The sequence below is a fragment of the Streptomyces sp. NBC_00019 genome (assembly GCF_045041015.1).
In the GTDB taxonomy this organism is placed as follows: Bacteria; Actinomycetota; Actinomycetes; order Streptomycetales; family Streptomycetaceae; genus Streptomyces.
Genome location: NZ_CP108302.1, coordinates 1,903,525 through 1,929,752 on the forward strand (window position 1 = coordinate 1,903,525; position 26,228 = coordinate 1,929,752).

Sequence of the window (26,228 nt, forward strand, 5' to 3'; positions counted from 1 at the left end):
GCCGACGCCCCCTGTGGCGCTATCGGATCGGCATCCCCGACAGGGTGCGGGCGATCACCAGGCGCTGGATCTCGCTCGTACCCTCGAAGATCGTGTAGATCGCGGCGTCGCGGTGCATCCGCTCCACCGGGTACTCCCGGGTGTAGCCGTTGCCGCCGAGTATCTGGACCGCCTGGGCCGTGACCTTCTTCGCCGTCTCGCTCGCGAAGAGCTTCGACATCGAGCCCTCGGCCGCGGTGAACGGCTTGCCGTTGACGGCCATCCAGGAGGCGCGCCAGACCAGGAGACGGGCGGCGTCGATGGAGGTGCGCATGTCGGCGATCTGGAAGGCGACGCCCTGGTTGTCGATGATCGGGCGGCCGAACTGCTCACGGGTCTTGGCGTAGTCGAGGGCGACCTCGTACGCGGCTCGGGCGGTGCCCACCGCCATCGCGCCGACGGCCGGGCGGGAGGCCTCGAACGTGGCCATCGCCGCGTTCTTCACGCGCTCGCCGCCCGCCTTCGCGCGCTCACGGGCCCGGGCCAGACGCTCGTCCAGTTTCTCCTTGCCGCCGAGGAGGCAGGAGCCCGGGACGCGGACGTTCTCCAGCACCACCTCGGCGGTGTGGGAGGCGCGGATGCCGTGCTTCTTGAACTTCTGGCCCTGGGACAGGCCGGGCGTGTTCGGCGGGATGATGAAGGACGCGTGGCCCTTGGAGCCGAGCTCGGAGTCGATGACCGCGACGACGACGTGGACGTTGGCGATACCGCCGTTGGTCGCCCAGGTCTTCGTGCCGTTGAGCACCCACTCGTCCTTGGCCTCGTCGTACACCGCGCGGGTGCGCATCGAGGCCACGTCCGAGCCGGCGTCGGGCTCGGAGGAGCAGAACGCGGCGACCTTGACGTCGTTCGCGTCGCCGTACATCTGCGGGATCCAGGTGCCGATCTGCTCCTCGGTGCCGTTGGCGAGGACGCCCACGGCGGCCAGACCGGTGCCGACGATCGACAGGGCGATGCCCGCGTCACCCCAGAACAGCTCCTCCATGGCCATCGGAATACCGAGGCCGGTGGAGTCGAAGTACTGCTGGGCGTAGAAGTCGAGTGAGTAGATCCCGACCTTGGCGGCCTCCTGAATGACCGGCCAGGGGGTCTCCTCACGCTCGTCCCATTCGGCGGCCGCAGGCCGGATCACATCGGCCGCGAAGCCGTGCAACCAGTCCCGGACCTCCTTCTGTTCGTCGTTGAGCTCCATGGTGAACTCGGCCATGTCCCCTCCAGCGGCGGCGCACGTGCATGTTACTAGCGGTAACCCGAGTCTGTTACCGGTCGGTAGGAAAAGTCAACTCCTGATGACCGCTCGGCAGCCCGTTCGATGCGTGGGGCATGTTGAGTGTTAGTTTGCGCAGGCGTCACCGAATCAGCACGGGTGGGGAGAGCTCATGGACACCACGCAGCGGACCGATCAGCAAAGGTCCGCCGACCGCCGTCGCCGCGAGCTGCTGGAGGCCGCGGACAGAGTAGTCCTGCGTGACGGACCACAGGCCTCCATGAACGCGATCGCCGCGGAAGCGGGCATCACCAAGCCGATCCTCTACCGTCACTTCGGTGACAAGGGGGGACTTTACGCGGCTTTGGCCAAGAGGCATACGGATGCGTTGCTGGATTCTCTGCGGGCCGCGCTGGACGCTCCGGCGGAACGGCGGGAGCGGGTGGAGGCCACGCTCGACACGTATCTCGCGGCGATCGAGGCGCGGCCTCAGGTGTACCGGTTCCTGATGCATCCGGCGGACGGTGGGCAGGTCGGAGACCCCGGGTTCGACGTCGGGAAGCACTCCGTGCCGTTGCTTCGACGGATGGGCGAGGAGTTGGCTCAGGTCATCGAGGACCGGCTGGATCTCGGGCCCGGGGGGCAGCAGTTGGCTCGGGTGTGGGGGCACGGGATCGTCGGGATGATGCACGCGGCCGGGGACTGGTGGCTCGGGGAACGGCCGTGCTCCCGGGCCGAGTTGGTGCGGAGTCTGGCCGACCTCTTGTGGGGGCGGCTTGCGGCGGCTGGGGACAAAGTGGGCGGTCCGGGGTTCTGACGGCCGTATGTCGGCCACCGGCCGGTGGGGGCTGGTCGCGCCCACGCGGCGGAGCCGCACATCGATACAGCCCCGCGCCCCTGAGGCGGGTCAGCTGCTCCGGCGCCAAGATGCTCGGGACACCTGTCTCATCAAGCGTCGTCGGCGCCAGCCCGTCAGGTGGTCCGCGTACACCCGGCCCTCCAGGTGGTCGCACTCGTGCTGCAAGCACCTCGCGAAGAACCCTGTGCCGTGGACCCGTACCCGGTCCCCCGTGACCGTGAAGCCCTCGACCACCGCGTGGTCGTACCGTTCTGTTCCCGCCTCCAGGTCCGGTAGCGACAGGCAGCCCTCCGGGCCCCGCAGCACCACACCGTCGGCCTCGACCAGCCGTGGGTTCACCACATGACCCAGGTGTCGTACGTCATCGTCGTCCGGACAGTCGTAGACGAAGACCCGCAGGGACTCGCCCACCTGGTTCGCGGCCAGGCCGACGCCCTGGGCGGCGTACATCGTGGCGAACAGATCCTCGACCAGGGACGCCAGTTCGGGACCGAAGTCGGTGACGTCCTCGCAGGGGGAGTGCAGTACCGGATCGCCGAAGAGAGTCATCGGCCGCACGCGTCCGCGGGTGCCCGGAATCAAACCGTGTCGCATGTCGGCAAGGGTACGGATTCGGGAGTGCGAATGGATCTCGATAGGCTGACCACCACCACGTTGCCGTCAGGCGCGGCGCGTACGCAAGGAGGATCGAGAACTGATGGCAGGCAACTCGGACCCGCTCACGCCGCGGGCCAAGATCGCCGTGACCGCCGGTAAGGCGGTCGCAGCGGCATCGCGCGCCGCGGGGCGCGGCAGCGGTTCGGTGATCGGCGGCCGGGTGGCACTCAAACTCGACCCCGACCTTCTCGCCCGGCTCGCCCAGAACCTGGACGTCGTCCTGGTGTCGGCGACCAACGGCAAGACCACGACCACCCGGCTCATCGCGGAGGCACTGCGCGCCGCCGGGCCCGTCGTCTCCAACGCGCTCGGCGCCAACATGCCGGCCGGCATCACCTCGGCCCTCGCCGGCAGCTCAGAGGCGCGGTACGGCGTGATCGAGGTCGACGAGAAGTACCTCGCCGGTGTCGCCCGCGACACCGACCCGAAGTGCATCGCCCTGCTCAACCTCTCCCGAGACCAGCTGGACCGGGCCGCCGAGACCCGCATGCTCGCCGAGAACTGGCGCGAGGGACTGGCCGGCAGCAAGGCCGTCATCATCGCCAACGCCGACGACCCGCTCGTCGTGTGGGCGGCCTCCTCCTCCCCCAATGTGATCTGGGTCGCCGCGGGACAGATGTGGAAGGACGACGCCTGGTCCTGCCCGTCCTGCGGTGGTGTGATGCAGCGGCCGGGCGACGACTGGTTCTGCGGTGAGTGCGGCTTCCGCCGGCCCACGCCGAGCTGGGCGCTGTCCGGGGACCATGTGCTCGACCCGCACGGCTCCGCGTGGCCCATCCATCTCCAGCTGCCCGGCCGCGCCAACAAGGCCAACGCCGCCTCCTCGGCCGCCGTCGCCGCCGTCTTCGGGGTGCCGCCGCAGGTCGCCCTGGAACGCATGTACCAGGTGCAGGCCGTGGCCGGACGCTACGACGTCGTGCAGTTCCAGGAGCGGGACCTGCGACTGCTGCTCGCGAAGAACCCCGCGGGCTGGCTCGAAACGTTCAGCCTGATCGATCCGCCGCCCACCCCGGTGATCCTTTCCGTGAACGCGCGCGGCGCCGACGGCACCGACACCTCCTGGCTGTGGGACGTCGACTACACGCGGCTGACGGGGCACCCGATCTGCGTCGTCGGCGACCGGAAGCTGGACCTCGCGGTGCGCCTGGAAGTCGCGAACCAGCACTTCCAGGTCTGCGAGAACCTCGACCAGGCCGTCCAGATGTGCCCGCCCGGCCGCATCGAGGTCATCGCGAACTACACCGCCTTCCAGGACCTCCGCCGCCGCGTCGGCAACTGACACTCAGGGGACTTTTGTGAGCGACAACCAGCTGCGGATCGTCTGGATCTATCCCGACCTGCTCAGCACGTACGGCGACCAGGGCAACGTCCTGGTCGTGGAGCGCCGGGCGCGACAGCGCGGCCTCGACGTGGCCCGTCTCGACGTACGCAGCGACCAGCCGATCCCGACCTCCGGGGACATCTATCTCATCGGCGGCGGCGAGGACCGTCCGCAGCGGCTCGCGGCCGAGCGGCTGCGCCGGGACGGCGGACTGCACCGGGCCGTGGAGAACGGCGCGATCGTCTTCTCGGTGTGCGCCGGTTACCAGATCCTCGGCCACGAGTTCATCAACGACCTCGGCCAGCGGGAGCCCGGCCTCGGGCTGCTGGACGTGGTCTCGGTACGCGGCGAGGGCGCGCGGTGCGTCGGCGACGTACTCGGCGACATCGACCCGCGGCTCGGCCTGCCCCCGCTGACCGGCTTCGAGAACCACCAGGGCATCACCCACCTCGGACCGACGGCCCGCCCGCTCGCCCGGGTCAAGTTCGGCAACGGCAACGGCACGGGCGACGGCACGGAGGGCGCGTACAACGACACCGTCTTCGGTACGTACATGCACGGCCCGGTGCTGGCGCGCAACCCGCTCATCGCCGACCTGCTGCTGAAGCTGGCGCTCGACGTGAACGCGCTGCCGCCCACCGACGACCGGTGGTACGAGGCGCTGCGCACCGAGCGCATCGCCGCTGCCCAGCAACCTGCCTGAGCTGCGAGTTCACCTGCGCTCCAGGCAGCTTTTACCAGCCCGTCTGACGATGGGTCCGCACACCTGAGCGGGGTCGTCCAGCAGGCGGACGCACGGTACGGCCCCGCCCCCTCCTGCCGCTAGGGTGGCGGGGATCGAGCCGGACAGCGTGGTCCGGTCCCCGGCCCACGTTGAGAAGGTTGTTTCGGGCTATGCGCATTGGTGTCCTCACGTCCGGCGGCGACTGCCCCGGCCTGAACGCCGTCATCCGGTCCGTCGTGCACCGTGCCGTCGTCGACCACGGCGACGAGGTCATCGGCTTCCGGGACGGCTGGAAGGGCCTCCTGGAGTGCGACTACATCAAGCTCGACCTCGACGCGGTGGGCGGCATCCTCGCCCGCGGCGGCACCATCCTCGGCTCCTCCCGGGTCCAGCCCTCCCATCTGCGTGACGGGGTCGAGCGGGCCAGGGGGCATGTCCAGGACCTCGGTCTCGACGCGATCATCCCGATCGGCGGCGAGGGCACGCTGAAGGCGGCCCGGCTGATGTCGGACGCCGGTCTGCCCATCGTGGGCGTGCCCAAGACCATCGACAACGACATCGCGGTCACGGACGTCACCTTCGGCTTCGACACGGCCGTGGGTGTGGCCACGGAGGCCCTGGACCGGCTCAAGACCACCGCCGAGTCGCACCAGCGGGTGCTCGTCGTCGAGGTCATGGGGCGGCACACCGGCTGGATCGCGCTGCACTCGGGCATGGCGGCCGGCGCGCACGCCATCGTCGTACCGGAACGGCCCTTCGACATCGAGGAGTTGGCCAAGCGGGTCGGCGAACGGTTCGAGGCGGGCAAGCGGTTCGCGATCGTCGTCGCCGCGGAGGGGGCCAAGCCGGCCGCCGGGTCCATGGAGTTCGACGAGGGCGCGAAGGACATCTACGGGCACGAGCGGTTCGCCGGGATCGCCCGGCAGCTCTCCATCGAGCTGGAGCAGCGGCTGGGGAAGGAAGCGCGGCCGGTCATCCTGGGGCATGTGCAGCGGGGCGGTACGCCGACGGCGTACGACCGTGTTCTCGCGACGCGATTCGGCTGGCACGCCGTCGAGGCCGTGCACCGGGGCGAGTTCGGTCACATGACCGCTCTCCAGGGGACGGACATCGTGATGGTGCCGCTCGCGGAGGCCGTGGAGACGCTGAAGACGGTGCCTGAGGAGCGGTACGCCGAAGCGGAGTGCGTGCTTTAGCCGTCTGGCGGGTGCGGGTCGTTCGTGGTTGCTCGCGCAGTTCCCCGCGCCCCTGGGTGGGTGGCACTTGCCCCCGGTGACAATGTTCGCCGGGGGCGGTTCTAGTCTGTGACGGACAGACTTGCACAACCCCCACGAATCAGGAGCCGGCGGTATGGATCACAGCGGGCACGGCATGACCATGGATCTGCCGCCGTTCACGCTGGGGCGGGGTCTCCAGTGGTCGGCCGACCCGTTCTTTCTGGTCGCCTGCCTCGTGGGGCTGGTGCTGTACGTGTGGGGGGTCGTGCGGCTCAGGCGGCGGGGGGACGCCTGGTCGGTGTGGCGGACCGTGTCGTATGTCGCCGGTGTGCTGTCCATCGGGCTGGTGATGTGCACCAGGCTGAACGACTACGGGATGGTCATGTTCAGCGTGCACATGGTGCAGCACATGATCATCAGCATGCTGTCGCCGATCCTCATCCTGCTCGGCGCCCCGATGACCCTGGCGCTGCGTGCGCTGCCGGTCGCGGGCAGGGGGCGCAAGGGGCCGCGTGAGCTGCTCCTCGCCCTGCTGCACAGCCGGTACATGCGGATCATCACGCACCCGGCGTTCACCATCCCGCTGTTCATCGCGAGCCTGTACGCGCTGTACTTCACGCCGATCTTCGACTTCCTGATGGGATCGAAGACGGGGCACGTCGCGATGATGGTGCACTTCCTCGCCGTGGGCGTGGTGTTCTTCTGGCCGATCATCGGTGTCGATCCCGGGCCCGCCCGGCCCGGCTATCTGATGCGGATGCTGGAGCTGTTCGCCGGCATGCCGTTCCACGCGTTCTTCGGGATCGCGCTGATGATGGCGTCCACCCCGATGGTCAAGACGTTCGAGAACCCGCCCGCCTCACTCGGTATCGACGCGCTCTCCGACCAGAACGCCGCGGGCGGTATCGCCTGGGCGTTCAGCGAGATCCCGTCCGTGCTGGTGCTGATCGCGCTGCTGTTCCAGTGGTACGGCTCCGAGCAGCGGCAGGCCAAGCGCCAGGACCGGGCCGCCGACCGGGACGGGGACAAGGAACTCGAGGCGTACAACGCCTATTTGGCCTCACTCAACGCACAGGGCCGCTGACACCTCTTTCCCCTCAGTCCGCTCTTTGTCCTCAATCCGTCGGGAATGCATTTCCGTTCGTTAGCATGAAACGCGTTGGGTAACCGCCGGGGGGAGCGGTGATGACAATTCGCGTTTTTCTGCAAAGGGCCGGGAAATCCTCGATCCACCGGATCGCGGTGCTGCTGGTCTGTGTACTGGCGCTCAGCGGCTGCGACCGCGAGACGCCTTTGACGCTGGTGAAGGCGATCGCCGCGGGTGTGCCCGCGCTCGATCCCTTCTTCGACGAGAACAGCGGGCTGGGGAAGGACGCGCAGGTCGCGTCGCGGCCCGTGCGGGGCAGTCTGCAGCAGGGCGACACCCCAGGTCTGTACGGGGGTTCGAAGCAGCCGACCGTCTGTGACGTCGACAGGCTCGAGCAATTCCTCACCGATCCCAGGAACGACCAGAAGGCACAGGCATGGGCGCGTGCCCTCAAAATCTCCACGGATCGGATACCGGATTATCTCGACCGGCTCACACCCGTCCTGTTGCGTCACGACACTCTCGTGAAGAACCACGACTACAAAAAGGGAACGGCTGTTCCCTACGACTCCTTGCTCCAGGCCGGAATCGCGATTCTGGTCGATGCGCAAGGCCGGCCCGCCGTGAAGTGCTCGTGCGGAAATCCGCTGCGGCCCTTCGCGGGTGACACGAGCCGTATCTCGGTCAAGTTCGAGGACGGGAACCAGGAGTGGAAGGGCTACGACCGTTCCTCCGTCGTCGCGGTGCGGCCCGCGCCCCGGCCCCTGGAGAAGATCGCCCTCGTCGACGTCGAGGACACCGACCGCGGTATCAACCGGCCGGTCGGCACCTCGGGAGCGAAGGACGCCGCGTTCGACACGCGGGAGAAGCGCGCGGTGCCGAACCTCGCCGGGGCGACGTTCGGCCAGGCGCGGCGCTCGCTGACCGACAAGGGGCTCGCGGTCGGCTATGACAGCAAGGGGCTGCCGCCGGACGACGCCCGGGTCACGGCGACCGATCCGCCGGCCGGGACCGCGCTGGGGTTCGGGCAGTACGTGATGCTGAGCGTGGCCGGGGACTCCGGCTCCTCGGGCGGGTCCACGACCACTCCCCCGCCCACGACCACCACACCCCCGCAGTCGTCGACCTCCGAGCCGTCGACTCCGGGCTCCGGTTCCGGCAGCGGCTCACCACCACCGCCGTCGTCCGCCCCGCCCTCGTCCAGTCCGCCGCCCAGCTCCTCGCCCCCGCCGTCGAGCGGCAGCCCGTCACCACCGGCGACGAACTCGCCCCCGGCCGTGACCACGTCGCCTCCGGTGACGACCAGCACATCACCGCCTCCCCCGGTGACCACGAGCGCGCCCCCGGAGACGACGAGCAGCGCGCCACCGCCGCCGGAGACCGCCAGCGCCCCGGCCACGAGCGGGCCGCCCACCAGCGAGCCCGCCACCGAGGAGCCCACGGAAAGCGCCACCGTCTGAGCGGGGCCGCCGAAGTCCAGTGCGGCTCCGCCGCGCCCCGCAGACCCCGGGAGTCACCGGATGCCTTCAGGACCATCGACGTCGGGAGTGGGCCGGGTCGTCGCCGGCCGCTATCTGCTGCTGAACCAGCTCGGCAGCGGCGGCATGGGCCATGTCTGGCTCGCCCACGACCAGAGACTCGCCTGTGAGGTCGCGCTCAAGGAGATCGTCTTCCGGGACGCCGTGGAAGCCGGCCACGAGCGGGAGGCCCGGGTGGCGCGGGCCCGCGCGGAGGCCCGGTACGCGGCGGGGCTGCGCGGCCATCCGCACGTGGTCACCGTGCACGACGTGCTGGAGCACGAAGGGCTGCCATGGATCGTCATGGAGTACGTGGCGGGCGCGGTGGACCTGCGCGACCTGGTCGCCCGGCGTGGCTCGCTGCAGCCCGCGGAGTGCGCCCGTGTCGGCCTGGCCGTGCTGGACGCGCTGACCGCCGGGCACCAGCGGGGCGTCATGCACCGGGACGTGAAACCGGCGAACATCCTGCTCGCACCGGACCGCTCCGGGGCGCCGTACGGCCGTGTCCTGCTCACCGACTACGGCATCTCCGTGCAGCCGGACGCCGGCGAGACGCGGTACACGCTGACGTCCGTGCTCGTGGGCACAGCGGGCTATCTGGCGCCGGAGCGCGCCACAGGCGGGTCGCCCACCCCGGCCGCGGACCTGTTCTCGCTCGGCTGCACGCTGTACCACGCCGTGGAGGGCCGCGGTCCGTTCGACCGTGAGTCGCACTTCGCGGAGATCACCGCGGTCGTCATGGACGAGCCGCGGCCACCGCAGCGGGCCGGCGCCCTGGGCCCCGTACTCGAAGCGATGCTGGTCAAGGACCCGGGACGGCGGATCACCGCGGCCCAGACGGAGGCGGCGCTGTCGCAGCTCGTCGCGTCGCAGGCGGAGGCCCACGCCCGGACCCAGACCGACCTCGGATCACAGCCGCCCTGGGCCCGGCCGATGCCGCCACCGCCCGTACCCGTGCCGTCGCCGCCGGCCGTCCCCGAGGACTTCGGGCCCCTGGTCACGTCGGGCGGCAGCAGGCGGCGCACCCGCCCCCGGGCCCTGCACTCCGCCCTCGCCGGTCTGCTGGGGCTGGCCATCGCCGGGGGCGGGGTCTGGTACGCCGTGGCCCAGCAGCCGCCCGCCGACGGGAAGGAGGGCGGGAGCGCACAGCCGTACGGCACCCGGATCGGGCTCTCCCAGCCCCTCAAGGACGGCGACTGCGTGCTGGCCGACTGGGGGGACACAGGCGCCTTCAAGGGCTCTCCGCGGCTGCGTCTGGAGTCCGGCTGCGGCAGCGGGGCCGACGGGCAGGTGCTGGCCTTCGTCGGGGCCGCGTCCGCCGCCGAGGCCCGGGAGAAGGGCCCGGCGGGGTGCGAGGAGCGGACCGCGGAGCTCCGCGGGCGGCTGGCGGACGTGCGGAGCGTCGCCGTCGTACCGACCGAGGCGGGTTTCGTGGCCGCCGGGAGGCGCACGGCCTGTCTGGTGCTGGGCGCGCACGGGCCGGTGTACGGGCCGCTCGGCGACCACCGCGAGCCCGGCTCCGCGTTCTCCGACGTGTCGAACATGCAGAAGCGGGACTGTCTGGACGTGCGGTCCAACCGGTCCGCCCGGCTGGTGTCCTGTGCGGGGGCACACGACGAGGAGGTGCTCGGGTTCACCCGGTTGGGTGCCGATGTCACGCTCGATGAGGCGCGTACCGAGTCGGACGTGGCGTGTGGGCGGGAGGTGCCGCCACGGGACTACGGCTTCGATCCGTCGGTGTACACGGCGGGCTCATGGACGAGCGAAGGTCCCTGGAAGGCGGGCACTCATTTCGTCGTCTGCACCGTCAGGAAGCAGAACGGGGGCACCATGGAGGGAGACCAATCCTGAGGAGGGTGTTGCGATGCCCGGTACCGGTTCTACGGATGGCTCGACCAGAACGATGGGGGTGCTCACCGTCGGCGGTCTCGTCGTGGTGACCGCCTACACGGTGGCGCTCGGCAGCAACGGCTGGCTGTGGTTCGGCTGGGTCGTGCTGGGCCTGATCACCCTCGGGATGGTCGTCACGCGCAGTACCTGAGGGCCACGCGCGGTACCTGAGCCCTATTCGCGACTCAGGCGCCCGGCGGAGTGCACGCCCGGCTGGTACTTCGGCAGCCGGGCGGTGATCTTCATTCCCGCCCCTACGGCGGTCTCGATGACGAGGCCGTGGTCGTCGCCGTAGACCTGGCGGAGCCGGTCGTCGACGTTGGACAGTCCGATGCCGCCCGAGGGGCTGACCTCTCCGGCGAGGATGCGGCGCAGCACGGCGGGGTCCATTCCCGTGCCGTCGTCCTCGATGACGACGAGCGCCTCGGCGCCGGCGTCCTGTGCGGTGATGCTGATGTGGGCCTTGCCGGCGGACACAGCCTTTCCTTCCAGGCCGTGCTTGACGGCGTTCTCGACGAGCGGTTGCAGGCAGAGGAAGGGCAGGGCGACCGGCAGCACCTCGGGGGCGATCTGGAGGGTGACGGAGAGGCGGTCGCCGAAGCGGGCCCGTACCAGCGCCAAGTAGTGGTCGATGGCGTGGAGTTCGTCGGCGAGGGTGGTGAAGTCGCCGTGCCTGCGGAACGAGTAGCGGGTGAAGTCGGCGAACTCCAGGAGCAGTTCGCGGGCGCGCTCGGGGTCGGTGCGGACGAAACTCGCGATCACCGCGAGCGAGTTGAAGATGAAGTGCGGGGATATCTGGGCGCGCAGGGCCTTGATCTCGGCTTCGATGAGGCGGGTGCGGGACTGGTCGAGGTCGGCGAGTTCGAGCTGGACGGAGATCCAGCGGGCGACCTCCCCGGCGGCCCGGACGAGGACGGCGGACTCGTGGGGCCCGAAGGCGACGAGGGTTCCGTGGATCCGGTCGTCGACGGTGAGTGGTGCCACGACGGCCCAGCGGACCGTGCAGTCGAGGTGGTCGCAGGTCAGCGGGAAGGCCTCGCCGCGGCCGGTCTCCAGGGGTCCGGCGAGTCGCTCCATGATCTGGGCGCGGTGGTGGCCGCCGATGCCGTCCCAGACCAGTACCGCCTTCTGGTCGGTCAGACACAGGGCGTCCGTGCCGAGGAGCGTGCGCAGCCGGCGGGCCGACTTGCCGGCGGTCTCCTCGGTGAGGCCCGCCCTGAGCGGGGGCGCGGCGAGGGAGGCGGTGTGCAGGGTCTCGAAGGTGGCGTGCTCGACGGGGGTGCCGAGGCCACGCAGACTCTCGGGGCGCGCGGTCCGGCGGCCCAGCCAGAAGCCGGCGGCGAGCAGGGGGAGGATGGCGACACAGAGGCCGGCGAGGAAGCCGCTCATACGACCGCCCCGTTCAGGCTCGTCAGGGATGTCCTCATGCCTTCGCCTCCGCCCGCAGTTCCTCCGGCAGATGGAAACGCGCCAGGATCGCCGCCGTTCCGGCCGGGACCCGGCCCGGGGTGGCCAGGGACACCAGGACCATGGTGAGGAAGGCCAGCGGTACCGACCAGAGGGCGGGCCAGGCGAGCAGGGCGTGGAGTGCTCCGGTGCCGGGGAAACCGGCCATCGTCGCGGCCACGGCGACCAGGGCGGAGCCGCCGCCCACCAGCATCCCGGCGGCCGCGCCCGGCGGGGTCAGACGGCGCCACCAGATGCCGAGGACGAGCAGCGGGCAGAAGGAGGAGGCCGACACCGCGAAGGCGAGCCCGACCGCGTCGGCGACCGGCAGGCCGCCGACCAGAACGCTCGCCGCCAGCGGCACGGCCATGGCGAGGACCGTGCCGAGCCTGAAGTGTCGTACGCCGCGGGAGGGGAGGACGTCCTGGGTGAGCACGCCGGCCACCGCCATGGTCAGCCCCGAGGCGGTCGACAGGAACGCGGCGAAGGCTCCCCCGGCGACCAGTGCGCCGAGGAGGTCGCCGCCGAGGCCGCCGATCATCCGGTCGGGCAGCAGCAGGACGGCGGCGTCCGCGTTCGAGGTGAGGGTGAGTTCGGGGGCGTACAGGCGGCCGAGGGCGCCGTAGACCGGCGGCAGGAGGTAGAAGGCGCCGATCAGGCCGAGGACCGCGACGGTGGTGCGGCGGGCGGCGACGCCGTGCGGGCTGGTGTAGAAGCGGACCACCACGTGCGGCAGGCCCATGGTGCCGAGGAAGGTCGCGAGGATCAGTCCGTACGTGGCGTACAGCGGGCGTTCGCCGCGGGTCTCGGCCTGGGAGGGCGACAGGCCGGCTCCGCCGTTGCGGTCGGCCTCGGGGACGGGGGCGCCCTGGGCGAAGGTCAGCCGGGTGCCGGCGTCGATGTGGCGGGTGCCGGCGGGGAGGCGGAGTTCGGTGTCCTCGTGGGCGCGGCCGTCGACGGTGCCGTCGACCGTGACGGTCAGCGGGCGGTCGAGTTTCAGGTCGAGGCTGTCGTCGACGCGGACAACCCGCTGTTCGCGGAAGGTGGCCGGTTCCTCGAAGGCGTGGGTGGGGGCGCCGTCGCCCTGCCAGGCGAGGACGAGGAAGAGGGCGGGGACGAGCAGGGCGGTGAGCTTGAGCCAGTACTGGAAGGCCTGCACGAAGGTGATGCTGCGCATGCCGCCCGCGGCGACGGTCGCGACCACGACGACGGCGACGATCACTCCGCCGAGCCCGTCGGGTGCCCCGGTCAGGACCGTCAGCGTGAGCCCGGCGCCCTGGAGTTGGGGCAGCAGATACAGCCAGCCGACGCCGACGACGAAGGCCCCCGCGAGCCGTCGTACCGCCTGGGAGGCGAGCCGGGCCTCGGCGAAGTCGGGCAGCGTGTAGGCGCCGGAGCGGCGCAGCGGGGCGGCGACGAAGATCAGCAGGACGAGGTAGCCGGCGGTGTAGCCGACCGGGTACCAGAGCATGTCGGGGCCCTGGACCAGGACCAGGCCCGCGATGCCGAGGAAGGAGGCGGCGGAGAGGTACTCACCGCTGATGGCGGCGGCGTTGAGACGGGGGCCGACGGTGCGCGAGGCGACGTAGAAGTCGGACGTGGTGCGGGAGATCCGCAGGCCGAAGGCGCCGACGAGGACGGTGGCGACCACGACGAGGGCGACGGCCGGAACGGCGTAGCTGGAGTTCATCGGTCTTCTACTAGGCGTACGAAGTCGCGTTCGTTGCGCTCCGCCCGCCGCACGTACCAGCGGGCGAGGAGCACCAGCGGGACGTACAGGCCGAAGCCGAGGACCGCCCACTCCACGCGGCGGGTGTCCGGCATCGCGGCGAAGAGCAGCGGGAGCGGGCCGACGAGCAGGCCGAGGACGGCGAACACGGTGAGGGCGGCGCGCAGTTGGGTGCGCATGAGGGAGCGGACGTAGGTGTGGCCGAGGGTGGTCTGCTCGTCGATCTCGGTGCGGGGCCGGTAGTAGCCGGGGACGCGGCGGGTCTGCCGGGGCGGGCCGGTGACGACGACCCGGCGTTCGGCGGGGTTCTGGTTCTGGGGCACCGTCACGGCCTCCTCATCAGCAGGTCCCGCAGTTCGCGGGTGTGGCGGCGGCTGACCTGGAGTTCCTCGGAGCCGACCAGGACGCTGACGGTGCCGGCGTCGAGGCGCAGTTCGCCGACGTGGCGCAGGGCGACGAGGTGGCGGCGGTGGATTCGGACGAATCCGCGGGAGCGCCAGCGCTCCTCCAGGGTGGACAGGGGGATGCGGACGAGGTGGCTGCCCTTGGTCGTGTGCAGCCGGGCGTAGTCGCCCTGGGCCTCGACGTGGGTGATGTCCTCGACGCTGACGAAACGGGTCACGCCCCCCAGTTCCACGGGCATGTGGTCGGGGTCGGGCTCGCTGACGGGGATGCGCGGGGTGGTGCCGCGGATCTCGGCGGCGCGCAGTTCGACGACGCGACGGACCGCCTCCGCGAGGCGTTCCTTGCGGACGGGCTTGAGGACGTAGTCCACCGCCTTGAGGTCGAAGGCCTGTACGGCGAAGTCCTCGTGGGCGGTGACGAACACGACCAGCGGCGGCCGGGCGAATCCGGTGAGCAGCCGGGCCAGGTCGAGGCCGTCTAGGCCGGGCATGTTGATGTCGAGGAAGACGACGTCGATCGCCTCGGGGCCGTGCGGCCCGGATTCCAGGGCCCGGTTGATGCGGCGCAGCGCCTCGGTCGCGTCGCCGGCGCCCTCCGCGGTACCGATCCGGGGGTCGGCGTTCAGGAGGTAGAGAAGTTCCTCCAGCGAGGGGCGTTCGTCGTCGACAGCCAGGGCGCGCAGCATGAACCCGGAGTGTAGGAGCAATTCGCACGTCTGCACACGTGCCGAGGTATGGACGTTCCCGCTGGATACAGTGCCGACATGCACAGCGCGCCCGCACCGTTCGACGAGCTCGACCGGAAGATCATCGCCGCTCTGATGGCGAACGCCAGGACGAGCTTCGCCGAGATCGGCACGGCCGTGGGGCTGTCCTCCACGGCGGTCAAGCGGCGCGTGGACCGGTTGCGCGAGACCGGCGTGATCACCGGGTTCACGGCCACGGTGCAGCCGTCGGCGCTGGGCTGGCGCACGGAGGCGTACGTCGAGGTGTACTGCGAGGGTGCGGCGCCGCCGCGGCGGCTCGCGGAGGTGGTGCGCAACCATCCGGAGATCACCGCGGCGATGACCGTGACGGGCGGTGCGGACGCGCTGCTGCATGTGCGGGCGCGGGACGTGGAGCACTTCGAGGAGGTGCTGGAGCGGATCCGGATCGAGCCCTTCATCCGCAAGACGATCAGTGTGATGGTGCTGTCCCATCTGATCCCGGAGAGCCCGGAGGCGGGGGCGAGCCAGCCCGCACCGGCCGAAACCTCGCAGCGCGCATCAGAGCTGCGTTGAACCGGAGAAAGACGCAGCATTCCTGCGCAGACACGCAATTCTTGTTGCTTGTCGGGCGTGACCGCCACTTCTTACCTTGGTGTCAACCCTCAGTAGACACCGCAGGAAGCGGAGGAACCCCTCTGTGTCCGACTCCCGTGTGCAGCGCCGACGGCGTTTCCTCGTCTGCGAACCCAGACACTTCGCCGTGCAGTACGCGATCAATCCCTGGATGCATCCCGACACGCACGTCGACGTGGACCTGGCCCAGGAGCAGTGGCAGGCGCTGATCGGCGCCTACCGCTCCCACGGCCACGCCGTCGACGCCCTGGACCCGGTCCCCGGTCTCCCGGACATGGTCTTCGCCGCGAACTCGGCGGTCGTCGTCGGCGGCCGTGTCTTCGGCTCGCTGTTCCACGCGCCCGAGCGGCGCCCCGAGTCCACGCACTACGACCTGTGGTTCAAGACGGCGGGCTACGAGGTCCACCGCCCGGCGTCCGTCTGCGAGGGCGAGGGCGACCTCGTCTGGACGGGCCGGTACGTACTGGCCGGCACCGGCTTCCGGACGACCCGGGAGGCCCACCGCGAGGTGCAGGAGTTCTTCGGCCACCCGGTGATCAGCCTGACGCTGGTGGACCCGCACTTCTACCACCTGGACACCGCACTGTTCGTCCTGGACGACTCCGAGGGCGAGAACAACATCGTGTACTACCCGGAGGCGTTCTCACCGGGCAGCCGCGAGGTACTCGCACGGCTGTACCCCCGCGCGGTGCTCGCGACCCGGAACGACGCGATGGCTTTCGGACTGAACTCGCTGTCCGACGGCCGTCATGTCTTCATCGCACCGCAGGCCGAGGCGCTGGCCGCGCGCCTCGACGACCACGGCTATGTCCCCGTCCCCGTCGACCTCTCCGAGTTCCACAAGGCCGGCGGCGGCATCAAGTGCTGCACCCAGGAGATCCGCTCATGACCGCTGCCGTACACACGCGCTCCTCCGCCGATCTGATCAGCGCCGAGGAACCGGTCCTGGCGCACAACTACCACCCCCTGCCCGTGGTCGTCGCCCGCGCCGAGGGCACCTGGGTGGAGGACGTCGAGGGCCGCCGCTACCTGGACATGCTGGCCGGCTACTCGGCCCTCAACTTCGGCCACCGCCACCCGGCACTGATCGAGGCGGCCCACCGCCAGCTGGACCGTCTGACGCTCACCTCACGGGCCTTCCACAACGACAAGCTGGCCGAGTTCGCCCAGCGCCTGACCCGGTTGACGGGTCTCGACATGGTGCTGCCGATGAACACCGGCGCCGAAGCGGTCGAGAGCGCCATCAAGGTGGCCCGCAAGTGGGCGTACGAGGTGAAGGGCGTCCCCGCGGACCGGGCGACGATCGTGGTCGCCGCGGAGAACTTCCACGGCCGTACGACGACGATCGTGTCGTTCTCCACCGACGAGACGGCCCGCGCGGGCTTCGGTCCGTTCACCCCCGGTTTCCGGATCGTGCCGTACAACGACCTGGCGGCGCTGGAGGCGGCGGTCGACGACACGACGGCGGCGGTGCTCCTGGAGCCCATCCAGGGCGAGGCGGGGGTCGTGATCCCGGACGAGGGCTACCTCACCGGCGTACGCGAACTGACCCGCCGCAAGGGCTGTCTCTTCATCGCGGACGAGATCCAGTCCGGTCTCGGCCGCACGGGCCGCACGCTGGCCGTCGAGCACGAGTCGGTCGTCCCGGACATGCTGCTCCTCGGCAAGGCGCTCGGCGGCGGCATCGTCCCGGTGTCCGCGGTGGTGGCCCGCCGGGATGTGCTGGGCGTGCTGCGACCGGGTGAGCACGGCTCCACGTTCGGCGGCAACCCGCTCGCGGCCGCGGTCGGCACGGCCGTGGTCGAGCTCCTGGAGACGGGCGAATTCCAGCGCCGGGCCACCGAGTTGGGCGTGGTGCTGCGGGACGGTCTTTCGGAGCTGGTCGGCAAGGGCGTCCTCGGCTTCCGTGCCCGCGGGCTGTGGGCGGGCGTCGACATCGACCCGGTGTTCGGGACCGGGCGGGAGATCAGTGAACGGCTGATGCGGGAAGGCGTGTTGGTCAAGGACACCCACGGGTCGACGATCCGGCTGGCGCCGCCGTTGACGATCACGGGGGATGAACTCTCCGGTGCGCTCGGGACGTTGGAGAAGGTGCTGACGCGGGGCTGAGTACCCGGCGAGGGGCAGGCTCCCCGCGACCGTTCCCGGACGGTCACGGGGAGCCTGCCCCGTCCTTGTCCCCGGTCGAAGCACACGCCCCTCATCGCGCCGGGACGCAAGACCTCCCTCTCCGCCACCCATGCTCGGGAATCCGTCATGCTGAGCGATCTCACTGCCGCCTACCCGCCAGTAGCACCAGGCTGATCCCGCGGTCGCCTCCCCGCCGTTCGCGACCCAGTTCCGCGCGCCCCCGCATGCACATACACTGGCACCCCCACGACACGCCGGTTGACCTGCTGGAACGCGGCGGTTGAGCCGATATGCCGGAGTGAGGAGCGTCCAGTTGTTCTACTACCTGCTCAAATACGTGTTGTTGGGACCCCTGCTGAGGCTGGTTTTCCGGCCACGGATCGAGGGGCTCGAGCACGTGCCGGCGAGCGGGGCTGCCATCGTCGCCGGTAATCACCTGTCCTTCGCGGACCACTTCCTGATGCCGGCGATCCTCAAGCGCCGCATCACCTTCCTCGCGAAGAAGGAGTACTTCACGGGCCCGGGTGTGAAGGGCCGGCTCACCGCGTTCTTCTTCCGCAGCGCCGGGCAGATCCCCGTCGACCGCACCGGCAAGGAGGCCGGCCAGGCCGCCATCCGTGAGGGTCTCGGGGTGCTGGGCAAGGACGAGCTGCTCGGGATCTACCCGGAGGGCACGCGGTCGCACGACGGCCGGCTCTACAAGGGCAAGGTCGGTGTGGCGGTGATGGCGCTGAAGGCCGGGGTGCCCGTCATCCCCTGCGCGATGATCGGCACCTTCGAGGCCCAGCCGCCCGGCAAGGTCATCCCCAACATCCACCCCGTGACCATCCGCTTCGGCGAACCCCTCGACTTCTCCCGCTACGAAGGCATGGAGAACGAGAAGGCGATCCTGCGCGCCATCACCGACGAGATCATCTACGCCATCCTCAACCTCTCCGGGCAGGAGTACGTCGACGAGTACGCGGCCGTCGCGAAGGCCGCGGAAGCCGCGAAGCGCTCCGAGAAGGAACGCCGGTTCCCGCGGATCCCCCTGCGCTGACCTCTGCTGTCGGCAGAAGGCCCTGGAACGCCCCGAGTCGACGGTCGTACTGTCGCCGTATGACGCGACGTGCTGTGGTGATCGGGGCGACCGGGCAGATCGGCCGGGCGGCGGTGGGTGCGCTGGCCCGCGACGGGTGGGAGGTGACCGCCGTCTCCAGGGGCGGCGGGCGGGACGAGAGCTGGCCCGGGGAGGTACGGGTCGCCCGCGCCGATCGCGAGGACGACACCGCGCTCGCCGCCGCGGTGGGTGACGGATGCGATGTGCTGGTCGACATGGTGGCCTACGGGGCCGCGCACGCCCGGCAGTTGACCGGCCTCGCCGATCGCGTCGGGTCCGCCGTCGTCATCTCCAGCGTGTCGGTGTACGAGGACGACAAGGGCCGTAACTTCGACACCCAGGACGAGCCGGACGGCTTTCCCGAGTACCCGGTGTGGATCACCGAGGACCAGCGAACCGTTCAACCGGGAGACCTGTCGTACAGCACCCGCAAGGCCGCGCTGGAGCGCGAACTGCTGGGCGCCGGCGAGCGGTTGCCCACCACACTGCTGCGGGCGGGTGCCATCCACGGGCCGCACTGCCGGACACCGCGCGAGCTCTGGTTCGTCAAGCGGAACCTGGACGGGAGGGCCCGGCGCGTCCTCGCCTACGGCGGCCGGAGCCGGTTCCATCCGGCGAGCGTCCACAACATCGCCGAGCTGGTCCGGCTGGCCGCCACGCGGCCCGGGACCCGGGTGCTCAACGCCGTGGACCCGGACGCGCCGACGGTGGCGGAGATCGCCCGGGCCATCGACGCCGTGATGGGCGTGGAGCGGGAGGACGTGCTCGTCGACGGGCCACCGCCCTCGCCCACGGTCGGGGGCACCCCGTGGTCGGTGCCGGTGCCCGTCGTCTGCGACATGACCGCCGCCGAACGGGAGTTGGGGTACCGGGCGGTGGTCCGGTACGCGCAGACGCTGCCCGAGACCGTCGCCTGGATCGAGGGACACCTGGCCGGGCGGGACTGGCGGGAGGCCTACCCGAAGATGGCCCAGTCGTACGGCGACCTCTTCGACTACGCGGCGGAGGACGCCTGGTTCACGGCATGAAAGAGGGGCGGCCCGACCGGGGCCGCCCCTCGGGTGTTACGGCTTCGGCGTCGCGTGCGGTCCGCACGTGACGTCGGAGGCGTCCAGCTTGCCGCTGAGCAGGTAGGAGTCCACCCGCTCGTTGATGCACGGGTTGACCAGGCTGGTCACGCCGTGGGAGCCGGCGTTCTTCTCGGTGATCAGGCGGGAGCCCTTGAACCGCTTGTGCAGCTCGACCGCACCGCCGTACGGGGTCGCCGCGTCACGCTCGGACTGGACGATCAGCACACCGGGCAGTCCCTTGCCGGTCCTGACGTCCACCGGGGTCTGCTGCTTGACCGGCCAGGTCGCGCAGGGCAGGTTCATCCAGGCGTTGGCCCAGGTGAGGAACGGGTAGTCCTTGTGCAGCCGGGTGTTGTCGCGGTCCCACTTCTTCCAGCTGGTGGGCCACTTGGCGTCGGTGCACTCGACGGCCGTGTAGACGGCGTTGCCGTTCTCCGAGGTGGCGTTGCCCGCGGTGTCCGACAGGTCGGGCGCGGCCGCGTCGACGACCGCCTGGGTGTCACCGGCGAAGTACTTGCTGAGCACGGTGGCCGTCGAGACCCACGCGGAGTCGTAGTACGGGGCGCTCTGGAAGAAGCCGATCAGCTCGGCGGGGCCGACGACGCCACCGATGGGGCTTTTCTTGGCCGTGGCACGCAACTCCAGCCACTTCGCCTGGACTTCGGCACGGGTGGTGCCGAGGTGGAAGGCGGCGTCGTTGGCGGCGACCCAGTCCTGCCAGTCCTTCCAGCGCATCTCGAAGGCGACGTCCTGGTCGAGGTTGGCCTCGTACCAGATCTTCTCCCGCGACGGGCTGACGACGCTGTCGACGACCATGCGGCGGACGTGGCCCGGGAACAGCGTGCCGTAGACGGCGCCGAGGTACGTGCCGTAAGAGACGCCGAGGTAGTTGAGCTTCTTCTCGCCGAGCGCGGCGCGGATGACGTCCAGGTCGCGCGCGGTGTTCGGCGTGGTCATGTGCGGCAGCATCTCGCCGCTGCGCTCGGCACAGCCCTCCGCGTACTCACGGGCGAGCTTGCGCTGGGCGAGCTTGTCGGCCTCGGAGCCGGGCACCGGGTCCGCCTTGGGCGCCTTCACGAACTCCTGCGGGTCGATGCAGGAGATCGGCGCCGAATGGCCCACGCCTCGCGGGTCGAAGCCCACGAAGTCGTACGCCTTGGACGTGTTGACCCACACCGGGGCCTTGGTGGTGACCCGGCGCGGGAAGCGCAGGCCGGAGCCGCCGGGACCGCCCGGGTTGTAGATGAGCGCGCCCTGGCGCTCGGCCTTGGTCCCGGTGTTGCCGATCCGGTCGACGGCGAGCTTGATCTGCTTGCCGCCCGGCTTCGCGTAGTCCAGCGGCACGCTGACCCAGCCGCACTGGATCGGCTTCTCGAGCCCCCAGTCGGCGGGACAGTCCTGCCAGTCGATCCCGGCCTTCTCGGCGCGGGCGGCGGCGATGGCGGCGCCACGCGCCTCACGGTCCTGGCCGTGGCGGCCGGCCGCACTCGCGCTGGCGGTGGGTGCCGTGACGGCCCCCGCTATCAGGGTCGCCGTGACCAGCACTCCGGCCGAGCCGAACGCCGCGGCCCGCCTTGTCGATCTGTGGTGCCTCAACTGGAACTCCCCTATGTCGTTGATGACAAGGGGATCCTCGCGGCTGTGCGTTGCCTGAGAACAGGGGTGGCCGCCTCTTCTTTACCAATCCGATAAACGGAGAGGGGCGTTCGCTACCCGAGCGAGGCCAGCGCCTCGTCCAAAAGCCTGCGCAGCCTCAGCGCGTCCGGCGCCACTGCGCTCACCAGAACGGCCGGCCCGGCGAGCGGCACGACCACGGCACCGTCCCCGAGCACGCGCGCGGCGACCGGCTCCACGGCGAACTCCGGCCGTACGACGATCAGTTGCCCCACGGCCCGATGACCCGCCAGCAGGGCGGGACCGTCCCAGCCGGCCGGCGCCCCGGGCCCGCAGGCCAACTCCTGGTCGAGGACGGTACGCCCGGCCACACACAGGGTGAGACGGCTGGTGAGCCGGCCGGGTTGCTCGGCGGCCCTCCCCAAAACCTGCTCCTCACGCAGGACGAGCCGCCCGGTCGCCGCCACGTCGGCCCGTGTGGTGACGTACAGCTCGCTGCCCTGCGCGGAGATCAACTGCTCCGGCAGCCAGTGCAGTTCGCCCCGGTCGGCGACGGTGAGCCGTACGTCGTACCGGGCCTCCCCCTTGGCCTGTCCCGGCAGTGCGATGGTGGCGGCGGCCGACCCGACCCGCAGCCGGGCCCCGTCCGCCACATCGGCCTCGACGGTGAAGTGATCCCCACCGAGCGGCCCGCTCATCGCACCGACGAGCATGACCCGTGCCTCGTCGGCACTCCCCCGGGTCCGCCGCAACGCCAGCGGCCCGTCGCCCTCCAGCACCGGCAGCGACGTACCGCCGCGTCCGTCGTCCCGCGCCCCGATCCGCGCGGTGGCCTTCACGCCCGCCGTCATGCGGTCCACGCGGCCAGCCGCGCACGCACCCACGCGGCGACGTCCGCCACCCCGGCCTCGCTCCTGAGCGACTGGAAGACGACCGGCAGTTCGGCCCGCTGCGCCTTCGCGTCCGCCGCCATCCGCGCGAGATCCGAGCCGACGTAGGGGGCGAGGTCGGTCTTGTTGACGATGAGGAGATCGGCGGTGGTCACACCAGGGCCGCCCTTGCGCGGGATGTCGTCCCCGCCGGCGACGTCGATCACGAAGATCTGTGCGTCCACGAGCCCCTTGGAGAAGGTCGCGGTGAGGTTGTCGCCACCGCTCTCGACCAGCACGAGATCCAACGGCCCGATCTCGTCCTCCAGATCCTCCACCGCTTCGAGGTTCGCCGAGATGTCGTCCCGGATCGCGGTGTGCGGACAGGCGCCCGTCTCCACGGCGGTGATCCGCTCGGGCGGCAGCACGGCCTCACGCAGCAGGAACTCGGCGTCCTCGCGCGTGTAGATGTCATTGGTGACGACCGCGAGGGACAACTCGTCACGCAGGGCACGGCAGAGCGCGGCGACGGTGGCGGTCTTGCCCGATCCGACGGGCCCACCGAGCCCGATACGCAGAGCACGCCGCGAGCCGTCGGGACGGTGCGCGTCCGCGCTGAGGGCGGCGGGGCCGTCGTGGTGGTGGTCGAGGTGCATGTACGGCTCCTACACGTAGTGGTCGGGTGCGGGTTCGTGGGGGCTGGTCAGGCAGTTCCCCGCGCCCCTGGGTGGGTGACCTGGACGCGTTTCACAGGTCAGCGGCGGGTCTGGGCAATTCAGCCCGTCCGGCGTTTGAGGACGAGGCCCCTTCAGGGCCGATCGGGGTCTGGGGCGGAGCCCCGGCGGGGTCGAAGGGGCAGCGGGGTCGAAGGGGCAGCGCCCCTGGGGATGGGAACGGGTAAGGGCGGCGGGGGCGATCAAACCAAACCCCTACGACGCGAACAGCCGCACCGGCCAAGCCGCATGCAACTCCGCCGAGATCTCCAGCAACGGCGCGGAAGCCGCGGGCAAGGCACCCACACCCTCATCCCGCGCCCTGCGACCGGCCTCCACCGCCTGATCCGCGACACGGTCCAGCTCCGGCGCCAACCGGGCCAGCACCCCCGTGGCGTCGAACGGATCGAGACTCAGCAACCGCACCGTCGCCGAAGCCGGCCCACTCACACTCTCGTACGCCGCGCAGTAGGCCGCGTCGACCGCATCGAGCCCGGCCGCCCGAGCCGTGACACCCAACACCACGGGCTGGTGCGCCCCCTTGGGGAACTCCCGTGCCAGGGCGTCGAGTTCATTCGACGGCCAGGTGGCCCGCGCGGCCCGCATCAACTGCCGCCCCAGCTTCCGCGCGGCAACCCGCAGCGCGGGCGACGGCGTACGGGCATCCGCGGCCGCGTCCAACTCCACGGGATCCACTCCCAGTACGGCCGCAGCAGCCAGCGACGCGGAGACCAGCCCCGCCGTCTGCAGCCGCCCCTGGCAGAACGCCTCCAGGCTCGCCGCCCCGGTGATCCGCCCGGCCTTGACGGCCGCCTCGGCCCCGCCGGAGTGCGCATGCCCCCCGGCGGGAAAGCGGCCGTCGGCCAGGACGAGAAGTGCTCCCCTGGACATCAGAACAGGAAGTAACGCTGGGCCATGGGCAGTTCGGCGGCGGGCGTGGCCTCGACCAGCTCCCCGTCGATGTGCACGGCGAAGCTGTCGGGATCGACCTGCACCCGAGGCCGCGCGTCGTTCTCGCGCATGTCCGCCTTGGTGACCCCGCGCGTCGACTCGATCGCCACGAACCGCTTCCCGAGCTGAAGCCGCTCCGGCAGCCCGTCCTCGATCGCCAGCGGGGCGACGAAGTTGAACGAGTTGGAGGCCGGCGCACGCCCGATCGCGCCGAACATCGGCCGCGGCAGGATCGGCTGGGGGGTGGGGATCGACGCGTTGGCGTCGCCCATCTGCGCATAGGCGATCTGCCCGCCCTTGACGACCAGATGCGGCTTGACCCCGAAGAACGCGGGCTCCCACAGCACGAGGTCGGCGAGCTTGCCGGTCTCCACCGACCCGACCTCCCGGGCCAGGCCCTGCGCGATCGCCGGGTTGATCGTGTACTTGGCGACGTACCGGCGCACCCGGTGGTTGTCCGCGCGGCCGTCCCCGGGCAGCGCGCCCCGCTTGCGCTTCATGACGTGGGCGGTCTGCCAGGTCCGCATGATGACCTCGCCGACGCGGCCCATGGCCTGGGCGTCGGACGAGATGATCGAGATCGCGCCGAGGTCGTGGAGGATGTCCTCCGCGCCGATCGTCGTCGGCCGGATCCGGGACTCGGCGAAGGCCAGGTCCTCCGGTACCGCCGGGTTGAGGTGGTGGCAGACCATCAGCATGTCGAGGTGTTCCTCGGCGGTGTTGACGGTGAAGGGCCGCGTCGGGTTGGTCGAGCTGGGCAGGACGTGCGGCTCGGAGACGACGGTCATGATGTCCGGCGCGTGCCCGCCGCCCGCACCCTCGGTGTGGTAGGCGTGGATGCCGCGTCCGGCGATCGCGGCGAGCGTGTCGCCGACGAATCCGGCCTCGTTGAGGGTGTCCGTGTGGATGGCGACCTGGACACCCGTCCGGTCCGCCACCGTCAGCGAGGCGTCGATGACGGCCGGGGTCGAGCCCCAGTCCTCGTGGAGCTTCAGCCCCAGTGCTCCGCCGCGGATCTGGGAGAGCATCGCCTCGTGCGAGACGGTGTTGCCCTTGCCGAGGAAGCCGATGTTGAGGGGGTACTGCTCCATCGCCTCCATCATGCGGGCGAGGTGCCAGGGGCCGGGGGTGACGGTGGTCGCCTTCGAACCCTCGGCGGGTCCGGTGCCGCCGCCGACGAGCGTGGTGACACCGGCGGACAGCGCCTCGTCGGCGATCTGCGGGCAGATGAAGTGGACGTGCGCGTCGACCGCGCCGGCGGTGAGGATCCGCCCGTTGCCCGCGATGATCTCGGTCTCGGGGCCGAGGACCAGGTCGGGGTGGACGCCGTCCATCGTGTCCGGGTTGCCGGCCTTGCCGATCGCGGTGATCCGGCCGTCGCGGATGCCGACGTCGGCCTTGACGATCCCCCAGTGGTCGATGATCACCGCGCCCGTGATGACGGTGTCCGGGGTGCCGTCTGCGCGCGTAGCACGCGACTGCCCCATGGACTCACGGATGACCTTGCCACCGCCGAACACCGCCTCGTCACCGGCGAGTCCGGGTCCGCCGGAACGGTCCTCCTCGATCTCGACGATCAGGTCGGTGTCGGCGAGCCGGATGCGGTCGCCGGTCGTCGGGCCGAACAGGTCGGCGTACGCGGCACGCGAGATCTCAGGCATCGAGGGCACCTCCGGTCTCCCCGCGCAGTCCGGGCACGATCCGGGCGCCGGCGAGCAGGACGAGTTCGACGTCGACGGGGATCCCGGGCTCGAAGCGCACGGCGGTGCCGGCGGCGACGTTCAGCCGCATGCCGCGCGCGGCGGCACGGTCGAACTCCAGGCCGGGGTTGGCCTCGGCGAAGTGGTAGTGGGAGCCGACCTGGACGGGCCGGTCGGCGGCGTTGAGGACGGTGAGGCGGGTGACCTCACGGCCCTCGTTGTAGACGATCGGGCCCTCGGCGAAAAGGATCTCTCCGGGAATCACGGCAGCCCCCGTCAGACGATCGGGTCGTGGACGGTGACGAGCTTGGTGCCGTCCGGGAAGGTCGCCTCGACCTGGACGTCGTGGATCATCTCGGGGATGCCCTCCATGACGTCGTCCCGGGTGAGCAGCTTGCGTCCGGAGGCCATCAGTTCGGCGACCGTACGGCCGTCACGGGCGCCTTCGAGGATGTGCGACGTGATGAGGGCGACCGCCTCGGGGTGGTTGAGCTTGAGCCCCCGGGCCCGGCGCTTCTCGGCCACGTCGGCCGCCACGTGGATGAGCAGCCTCTCTTGCTCGTGCGGGGTCAGTTGCACGTCCCACCTCACAGTCCTCGCTCCGGACCGTGCGGGGTCCGGTTGCCTCAGCCCCGGGGCAAAGTC

The 26,228-nt window shown here is 70.8% G+C and carries 26 protein-coding genes; 13 read left to right on the forward strand and 13 right to left on the reverse strand.

The features are described 5' to 3' along the window. Positions 1-19: 19 nt before the first annotated feature. Positions 20-1,246 carry an acyl-CoA dehydrogenase family protein gene (locus tag OHU89_RS09170; protein ID WP_266895537.1) on the reverse strand — a complete coding sequence of 409 codons (1,227 nt, stop codon included), beginning with the start codon at positions 1,244-1,246 and terminating at the stop codon, positions 20-22. Positions 1,247-1,418: 172 nt separating this feature from the next. On the opposite strand from OHU89_RS09170, the gene OHU89_RS09175 reads away from it, so the two are divergent. Next, positions 1,419-2,063: a TetR family transcriptional regulator gene (locus OHU89_RS09175; RefSeq protein ID WP_405641577.1), complete on the forward strand. Its 645-nt coding sequence runs from the start codon at positions 1,419-1,421 to the stop codon at positions 2,061-2,063. 90 nt (positions 2,064-2,153) lie between these two features. On the opposite strand, the gene def is transcribed toward OHU89_RS09175, so the two are convergent. Then, positions 2,154-2,699, reverse strand: coding sequence for a peptide deformylase (gene def / locus OHU89_RS09180; RefSeq protein ID WP_405641578.1), 546 nt, complete (start codon positions 2,697-2,699; stop codon positions 2,154-2,156). Between the two features lie 103 nt (positions 2,700-2,802). Between def and OHU89_RS09185 the strand changes: the two genes are divergently transcribed. The 7 genes from OHU89_RS09185 (at position 2,803) to OHU89_RS09215 (ending at position 10,669) form a co-directional block, all read left to right on the forward strand. After that, entirely contained in the window at positions 2,803-4,041 is a 1,239-nt protein-coding gene (locus tag OHU89_RS09185) for a MurT ligase domain-containing protein (RefSeq protein WP_046257292.1), read from the forward strand. Between the two features lie 16 nt (positions 4,042-4,057). Beyond that, positions 4,058-4,786 carry a glutamine amidotransferase gene (locus tag OHU89_RS09190; protein WP_327715642.1) on the forward strand — a complete coding sequence of 243 codons (729 nt, stop codon included), beginning with the start codon at positions 4,058-4,060 and terminating at the stop codon, positions 4,784-4,786. Positions 4,787-4,977: 191 nt separating this feature from the next. Then, the gene (locus OHU89_RS09195) at positions 4,978-6,003 is read left to right on the forward strand and encodes a 6-phosphofructokinase (protein WP_405641580.1); all 1,026 of its coding nucleotides are present in this window, start codon (positions 4,978-4,980) and stop codon (positions 6,001-6,003) included. Positions 6,004-6,157: 154 nt separating this feature from the next. Then, positions 6,158-7,108: a cytochrome c oxidase assembly protein gene (locus OHU89_RS09200; protein ID WP_266895531.1), complete on the forward strand. Its 951-nt coding sequence runs from the start codon at positions 6,158-6,160 to the stop codon at positions 7,106-7,108. A gap of 101 nt (positions 7,109-7,209) precedes the next feature. Continuing rightward, on the forward strand, positions 7,210-8,571 hold the full coding sequence (locus tag OHU89_RS09205) for a DUF6777 domain-containing protein (RefSeq protein WP_405641582.1): 1,362 nt from the start codon (positions 7,210-7,212) through the stop codon (positions 8,569-8,571). 60 nt (positions 8,572-8,631) lie between these two features. Continuing rightward, complete coding sequence (locus tag OHU89_RS09210) at positions 8,632-10,479, forward strand: protein kinase domain-containing protein (protein ID WP_405641584.1); 1,848 nt, start codon at positions 8,632-8,634, stop codon at positions 10,477-10,479. Between the two features lie 13 nt (positions 10,480-10,492). Then, positions 10,493-10,669, forward strand: coding sequence for a hypothetical protein (locus tag OHU89_RS09215; RefSeq protein WP_046262943.1), 177 nt, complete (start codon positions 10,493-10,495; stop codon positions 10,667-10,669). A 23-nt stretch (positions 10,670-10,692) separates the two neighbouring features. Here OHU89_RS09215 and OHU89_RS09220 read toward each other — a convergent pair whose 3' ends face one another. The 4 genes from OHU89_RS09220 to OHU89_RS09235 are packed head-to-tail and all read right to left on the reverse strand — an operon-like array spanning position 10,693 to position 14,783. Beyond that, positions 10,693-11,907 (reverse strand): sensor histidine kinase, encoded by a 1,215-nt coding sequence (locus tag OHU89_RS09220; RefSeq protein ID WP_405641586.1) that lies wholly within the window; start codon positions 11,905-11,907, stop codon positions 10,693-10,695. Positions 11,908-11,941: 34 nt separating this feature from the next. Then, positions 11,942-13,654, reverse strand: a complete 1,713-nt coding sequence (locus OHU89_RS09225; RefSeq protein WP_405641587.1) for a cation acetate symporter — start codon at positions 13,652-13,654, stop codon at positions 11,942-11,944. Beyond that, the gene (locus OHU89_RS09230) at positions 13,651-14,022 is read right to left on the reverse strand and encodes a hypothetical protein (RefSeq protein WP_405641589.1); all 372 of its coding nucleotides are present in this window, start codon (positions 14,020-14,022) and stop codon (positions 13,651-13,653) included. Before OHU89_RS09230 ends, OHU89_RS09225 begins: the two co-directional genes overlap by 4 nt. After that, on the reverse strand, positions 14,019-14,783 hold the full coding sequence (locus OHU89_RS09235) for a LytR/AlgR family response regulator transcription factor (protein WP_405641591.1): 765 nt from the start codon (positions 14,781-14,783) through the stop codon (positions 14,019-14,021). The genes OHU89_RS09230 and OHU89_RS09235 overlap by 4 nt, the downstream gene beginning before the upstream one ends. 78 nt (positions 14,784-14,861) lie before the next feature. Between OHU89_RS09235 and OHU89_RS09240 the strand changes: the two genes are divergently transcribed. The 5 genes from OHU89_RS09240 (at position 14,862) to OHU89_RS09260 (ending at position 19,694) form a co-directional block, all read left to right on the forward strand. Further along, positions 14,862-15,377, forward strand: a complete 516-nt coding sequence (locus OHU89_RS09240) for an Lrp/AsnC family transcriptional regulator (RefSeq protein WP_405641592.1) — start codon at positions 14,862-14,864, stop codon at positions 15,375-15,377. 124 nt (positions 15,378-15,501) lie between these two features. Continuing rightward, positions 15,502-16,326, forward strand: a complete 825-nt coding sequence (gene ddaH / locus OHU89_RS09245) for a dimethylargininase (protein ID WP_266895524.1) — start codon at positions 15,502-15,504, stop codon at positions 16,324-16,326. After that, positions 16,323-17,546 (forward strand): ornithine--oxo-acid transaminase, encoded by a 1,224-nt coding sequence (gene rocD / locus OHU89_RS09250; protein WP_405641595.1) that lies wholly within the window; start codon positions 16,323-16,325, stop codon positions 17,544-17,546. Before ddaH ends, rocD begins: the two co-directional genes overlap by 4 nt. A 334-nt stretch (positions 17,547-17,880) precedes the next feature. Continuing rightward, complete coding sequence (locus OHU89_RS09255) at positions 17,881-18,606, forward strand: lysophospholipid acyltransferase family protein (RefSeq protein ID WP_405641597.1); 726 nt, start codon at positions 17,881-17,883, stop codon at positions 18,604-18,606. A 74-nt stretch (positions 18,607-18,680) separates the two neighbouring features. Then, positions 18,681-19,694 carry an NAD-dependent epimerase/dehydratase family protein gene (locus OHU89_RS09260; protein WP_405654394.1) on the forward strand — a complete coding sequence of 338 codons (1,014 nt, stop codon included), beginning with the start codon at positions 18,681-18,683 and terminating at the stop codon, positions 19,692-19,694. A 36-nt stretch (positions 19,695-19,730) separates the two neighbouring features. On the opposite strand, the gene OHU89_RS09265 is transcribed toward OHU89_RS09260, so the two are convergent. The 7 genes from OHU89_RS09265 to OHU89_RS09295 all read right to left on the reverse strand — a co-directional run bounded on the left by OHU89_RS09265 (position 19,731) and on the right by OHU89_RS09295 (position 26,162). Next, positions 19,731-21,332 (reverse strand): alpha/beta hydrolase, encoded by a 1,602-nt coding sequence (locus OHU89_RS09265; protein ID WP_361493147.1) that lies wholly within the window; start codon positions 21,330-21,332, stop codon positions 19,731-19,733. A 113-nt stretch (positions 21,333-21,445) separates the two neighbouring features. Next, on the reverse strand, positions 21,446-22,201 hold the full coding sequence (locus tag OHU89_RS09270; RefSeq protein WP_405654396.1) for an urease accessory protein UreD: 756 nt from the start codon (positions 22,199-22,201) through the stop codon (positions 21,446-21,448). After that, positions 22,198-22,875, reverse strand: a complete 678-nt coding sequence (gene ureG / locus OHU89_RS09275) for an urease accessory protein UreG (protein ID WP_362406298.1) — start codon at positions 22,873-22,875, stop codon at positions 22,198-22,200. Before ureG ends, OHU89_RS09270 begins: the two co-directional genes overlap by 4 nt. 273 nt (positions 22,876-23,148) lie before the next feature. Continuing rightward, positions 23,149-23,823 (reverse strand): urease accessory protein UreF, encoded by a 675-nt coding sequence (locus tag OHU89_RS09280; protein ID WP_405641599.1) that lies wholly within the window; start codon positions 23,821-23,823, stop codon positions 23,149-23,151. Continuing rightward, entirely contained in the window at positions 23,823-25,544 is a 1,722-nt protein-coding gene (locus tag OHU89_RS09285; protein WP_405641600.1) for an urease subunit alpha, read from the reverse strand. The genes OHU89_RS09280 and OHU89_RS09285 overlap by 1 nt, the downstream gene beginning before the upstream one ends. After that, positions 25,537-25,848 (reverse strand): urease subunit beta, encoded by a 312-nt coding sequence (locus tag OHU89_RS09290; protein WP_405641602.1) that lies wholly within the window; start codon positions 25,846-25,848, stop codon positions 25,537-25,539. The genes OHU89_RS09285 and OHU89_RS09290 overlap by 8 nt, the downstream gene beginning before the upstream one ends. 11 nt (positions 25,849-25,859) lie before the next feature. Further along, positions 25,860-26,162 carry an urease subunit gamma gene (locus OHU89_RS09295; protein ID WP_010355509.1) on the reverse strand — a complete coding sequence of 101 codons (303 nt, stop codon included), beginning with the start codon at positions 26,160-26,162 and terminating at the stop codon, positions 25,860-25,862. Between the last annotated feature and the right edge of the window lie 66 nt (positions 26,163-26,228).